This is a genomic window from Okeania sp., from assembly GCF_983059655.1.
Genome location: NZ_CEZPJD010000520.1, coordinates 1 through 5,677, shown reverse-complemented (window position 1 = coordinate 5,677; position 5,677 = coordinate 1). Strand labels below are relative to the sequence as shown.

2 protein-coding genes are annotated in these 5,677 nt (G+C 34.7%); both read right to left on the bottom strand.

The features are described from left to right. Window positions 1–225: 225 nt before the first annotated feature. Window positions 226–2,394 (bottom strand): CHASE2 domain-containing protein, encoded by a 2,169-nt coding sequence (locus AC3DU7_RS23260; RefSeq protein WP_488041672.1) that lies wholly within the window; start codon window positions 2,392–2,394, stop codon window positions 226–228. A gap of 2,190 nt (window positions 2,395–4,584) precedes the next feature. After that, window positions 4,585–5,454 (bottom strand): photosystem I biogenesis protein BtpA, encoded by an 870-nt coding sequence (gene btpA, locus AC3DU7_RS23255; protein WP_488041673.1) that lies wholly within the window; start codon window positions 5,452–5,454, stop codon window positions 4,585–4,587. Window positions 5,455–5,677: the final 223 nt, after the last annotated feature.

Genomic DNA, 5,677 nt, shown 5'->3' with positions numbered 1-5,677 from the left:
ATTCCCTCGCGTCTGACGCCAACGCGGTATCTGACCGCTTGCGACTATATTACGGGGTTGCACCGCTGTTCGCTGTTACCTATCATCACCATCAAACTTTTTCAGCAAACTGTATTCAAGTATTACTTTATCAAAGATAAAAAACAGGAAACTTTCACAAATTAATCAAATATTAAATTATTCAATTCAGTAGTATATTCCTGGGTAAAATTATCGTTGTCTTTTCTATCGTTGTTTCTTCTGCTGTTTCTTGTCTTCGTACATAGCAGCATCAGCGTGATGAATTAGTTGGTCAATGTCTCTACCATCAAGAGGATATATACTAATACCAATACTTGTTCCCACTGGCACAATATGATCTTCTAATTTAAAAGGTTGATTAATTGTATTGCGAATTTTTTCAGCTACTCTAGAAGCTCCTAGTTGTCCTGGAATACCTGGTAAAATCACAGTAAACTCATCACCTCCAAGTCGGGACACTGTATCACTTCCTCTTAAGCACCCTTGCAATCTTTGCGCTACTAATTTTAATAGTAAGTCTCCTATATTATGACCCAGGGTATCATTAACAGCTTTAAATCCATTTAGGTCTAGAAATAGTAAACCAACCATTTGTTCATTCATATTTGCACACTCAATAGCTTGACTTAAACGCTCATGAAATTGCTTACGATTAGGTAATCCTGTGAGGGGATCGTGATTGGCCTGATGATGTAAAGAATCTCCTAAAAGCTTTAGTTTATCATTATCAATCTTTAATCTTGTTGCTGTTTCCTTCAGACTTTCCTCCATTTTTTTTCGTTCGGTAATATCTCTAATTACTCCTACTAAAAATAAATTTCCTGCCGCATCTTGATGAAGAGTTCTTTTAGTCGCAATTATATGAGTAATTCCACGAGAATCTGTAAAATATTCTTCATTTTCTTGCTGTTGATTTGTTCTAAATACTAACTCATCTTGTTGCCAAAATATGTTAGCTTCATTTTGAGGAAATAATTCGTAGTCTGTTTTGATAAGTAGATCGTCTACAGAATAACCAATAAATTTACCATAAGCTTCATTCAAAACAATGCGACGATGATATTTATCCTTGACAAAGATAGGGTCAGGAATTGCATTAATAACTGACTGGAAAAATTCTGTGGATTTCTGCCATTCTTCTTTTAGGTGAGCAAGATGAAACATAATCATAACAGCAGAGCTGCTAAGGGCAAATATTGAGGGAATTATAGGAAACCACCAACCACTATCAATAAAGACAATATAAGAAAATCCAATCAAACTAATACTGATAAATAATATTGTGATAATTGATTTTTTTGGTAATAATAATTGCCAACTTAAATTAGCACCTAGATAAGAAAAAGCAACAATTAATAACCATTCTATAGGTTCAGGAAAAAATTTAATATTGACTCTACCATCTAGTGCTGAACTCAAAATTTGACTCAAAAAACTAGCTTGTAATTCTACTCCAGATACTTCTTTGGGAGCATTAAATAAACTACTACTGTAAGAATTTCTATGAAAATCTTTAACGCTAGTTGCAGTATAACCAATGATAATTATCCTGTCTCTGAATAAGTTTGGAGTGATTTTTCCAGACAGTAAATCATTCATGGAAACTATATGAAAACCTTCTGATATTTTTCTGGGGTTTGCTAAAATTTGATAGCCACCTGCATCAACTCTAATATAAGCTCCATCATTTCTTTTCAAACGGTGAAATACAGCTAGACCTAATTGTAAATCGTTGGCTTTATTGGCTGCTTTTGGCTCAATTCCTTCTTTTTTTAAATAACTTAAAGCTAGTTTAAGTGGAAAACTTTTCCTAAAGTTACCATCTTCTAAGTGCATATAGAGGAAGACACGGCGAATTTTTCCATCGGCATCTGTTAGTATATTATTAAATCCTACTTGTTGTTTTTGAGCTAAAATTTCAGGTGGTTTGATTCCTAAACTATCTTTTATTCCTATTCTCTCAATACCAATTATATTAGGAATATTTTCTAGAGCTTTTACAAAATTTTTATAGCCAGGTTCTCTAGGGAAATCACGATATATATCTAGACCAATGGCACGAGGTTGAAGTGAGTGTAACTTTTGTAGTATTTCAGCCATTGATTGATCGTTTATTGGATAGCCATACTTTTGTATATCTGATTCATCAATTCCTACAATTACAATACGGGGATCTAATGATTCTGATGGACGTAAGCGAAAAAAATAATCGTAAAGTGTCCATTCCCAAGATTGCAAAAGACCTAATGAGCGTAAAAGTATTACTACACCTGCTGAGGTTGAAGCTGTTAGTAATAATCTGCGGTTTTCTATTAGCCAGTGTTTAATATTTTTTAGAATGGTATTTTGATGCGTACCGAAAAGTTTGAACATCTGTAGGTAATATAAAAAAAAATAGCTATATCTACGATCTGCTGAAAAATTTCTAAGTATTAGGTTAGGGAACAGGGAACAAGGTCAAGCTTTTACATCATTTTAATTTCATTGTTTTACTACTTTTTTTTCAATCGGTATATTGATATTGATGCTATACAAAAGTTTATTTATTACACTTTTTGAGGATTTAATAATTCTCAAAACCATGATTAGTCAAGGTTTAAAATTTATTGAACAAGCCTGCTCCAAGAATAAACTAGCAGTCTATCCGAATAGTTAAGAATTATTATAGATTCACTTTATATTATAGCCTATCAGTATTTACAACAAATCTTCTCTGTTTGATTTCGGAAAAATAACAATATAGACTTACTATTATTTTAATAATATTGTTTTCACTATTTACTTTAATTGATGCTCAAAATCCAGTTCTTAAAACTGTAATTCTCTGATCGGTAGACAAAAATTTTAGCTGCTCTGAGGTCTGTAATTTGAATAAAATTTACTATTTATTTTTCTGCTACAATAGGCGTTAATATTTATTTTTTTATTAAAAATTGCATTTTTTATTGGCAATGAGGTGAGAAAAATATTGTTTACTTTTTAGTATATATTTTCCTTAAGTTACGAGCTTATTTTAGATATGCAACTTCAGATTTATTACTGTATAAATAGCTTGAGGAGATGAAGAGATTACCTAAAAATAATGTAGCAGCGATACATTAAAAATATATAATTTCACTAATTTCAATAGTAGCGATTCAAATTAGTGAATTTCTACAAACCACAATTTTAATTGCTAATCCAAACATTATAGTGTTTCCCAAAGTTGTGAGGTACAGTTATCTTTTTCTCTTTTTATTCCCTGTTCCCTATTCCCTGTTCCCTATTCCCTCAAACCTAAAACTTTGTACCTCATAAGTTTGAGAATTGCTATAATATCCACCTCTTAACTACATTAAGTCAGAAGATTTTATTAGTATCTAGATTTACGGTAAAAGGTAAATATTTACAATCGTTAAGTATAAATATAGGCAAAAAAAACTCAATAGGTTAAACACACCAAATATTTCAGTATAGAGACTAATTAAGACTTCTGAATCACACTCAATAAGGCTAACTATTGTGCTACATATTTAATTAGGGTTTGCTGATTAATTCTCAAAGCATTGACTAATATTGGTTGTAGCATTTTTTGATCTAAAAAAGTAGCAGTTTTTCGGTGGAAAAGGCTCAAAAAGCTAGTATTTTGAGATCTGGAGTTTAGACTAATTAAGGCAGGCCGGAAACTTGCCGAGGGAGAATACTGAGATAGGCCAACAAGACTGAAACTATTTCGCATTGCAGCATTGCAAAGACTTTTCAGTCAATTATCTACAGGTTGTGCTATGGGTTAATTGTGCCCTGGAAAGACTTTTTGAATAGTTTGAATAAAGTCAGCTTCACCCTTGCCTCGCCAAAAAAGAAAAATAATCATTATTCATTGAAAACATCAGCACCCCTGATATTCTCCAAGGGTTCTGAGTTTCAAGTCTTCATTGCTTCTGAGCAAACTATCTGAAGACCCCAAAATTTAGTCTAAACTCCAGTTGAGATGATTATGGCAGAACAATCAAGGGACAATTCTTCTAACTACCTCTTCTATAATTCCCATTTCTCATGACTTCACCGATTCTGTTTGCGTAGCATGACAAACGGAAATTCTAGCTCCTGCCCTTGCCAAAAAACTTTATTCAGCAAACCCTAATTAAGTCATCAAGTATATGATGGGGCCAATATTGTAGCTCCTTCTCTTGTTACCGAAAAATCGTGGGTATGCGCCTCCCCTTTTAAGGGGATAAAAAGCGGTCGAGAGATGGCGAGGAAACCTGCGCCATATCTAATCGACCAAGAGAAAAAATAATTCCGTACTTCAAGCCTCTTGCTTTCCTAGGTCATGCTCCGCAAACAGCTAGAGGTAATGATAACTGATAACTGATAACTGAAATGACCCACCCTAAGGCACAAAGTTAAAAATATTAACTGTGAACTGATGACTTATAATAGATGAATGATAATTTGACTATAGTTAAATAGATTCTCCAGTACACTTATGGTGGCGATCGCCACCATAATTTGACTTGAACACCCCTTAATCCATAGGTTAGAGTTTCAGTGAATCATAATTTACATTGATATTTTTGATTCCTAATTTTTTAGAGGAGAAGGCAAATTATTAGTCTCTTTTTGCCAATTTTCATGATCTTGTCTCTGATTTGATAAACTTCGCTGAGTAGCTTCCACAAACTGACTCACACGAATAGGATCTATTGGCCGGTCGATATGGCCATGTCGCTTCAGTGAGCTAGAGACAATAACACCATCTGCAGCCGGCATCAAGGTAGAAATATTATTCGAGTTAGCGCCACTGCCGATAAATACAGGTGTATCTAATGCTGCGGCACTAGCTAATTTCAAATCTTCCAATGTAGGGGGACTTCCAGTAGTCCAACCGGAAAGAATTATTCCATCAGCTAGACCACGTTCAATAGTTTCTTGGACAACTGTAGTTAAATTTGGTTCGCCCAATGGTTGGGCATGTTTGACTAGAACATCTGCAAAGATTTTGACATCACTACCCAATTCTCGACGATAGCGTAAAAGTTGATGTGCTTTTCCTTCAATTAACCCCTGATCCGTAGACATAACTCCGGTTAGGACATTAACACGAATAAATTGGGCTTGTACACAGGAGGCGATCGCCATCGCACTTTGGCCATCGTTACGCAAAACGTTGATTCCAATTGGTAGGGAAACCAAGTTCATAATCTTTTGTACTAACAATGTCATGGCACTAACTACGGCGGGGTCAACTTGGTCTTTGACAAAAGGAGCATCAAAAAAGTTTTCTACGATAATGCCATCTACGCCACCTGATGCAAGGGCTGTGGCTTCTCTTTCTGCTCTACTAATAATGGCTTGGAGGTCGCCTCCCCAACGGGGTGAGGTTGGTAGAGGCTGTAAATGTACTACCCCAATGATTGGATGTCTGGTTTTAAATATTTGCTTTAAGTCCACGGGTTTACCTGAAACCACGGTTATTTGGCAATAACATAACAGAATTTACATTAGAAATTATGGCCTAGAAGATATATATTATCTAGACTCTGCTAGTATATTGTCAATTTTTGGTCATCATTATTTTAAAACTTTATCTGCAATGGTATTATCTTTCACTTCATTAAGTAGGGTTTGCGCTTCACTAGTCTTTTTGCGCTCGGCAGGGAGTAGGGAGTAGGGA

What these genes read in the sequence shown, in the direction of transcription:
- AC3DU7_RS23260 (WP_488041672.1), bottom strand. Translation starts at nt 2,394, where the DNA reads ATGTTCAAACTTTTCGGTACGCATCAAAATACCATTCTAAAAAATATT.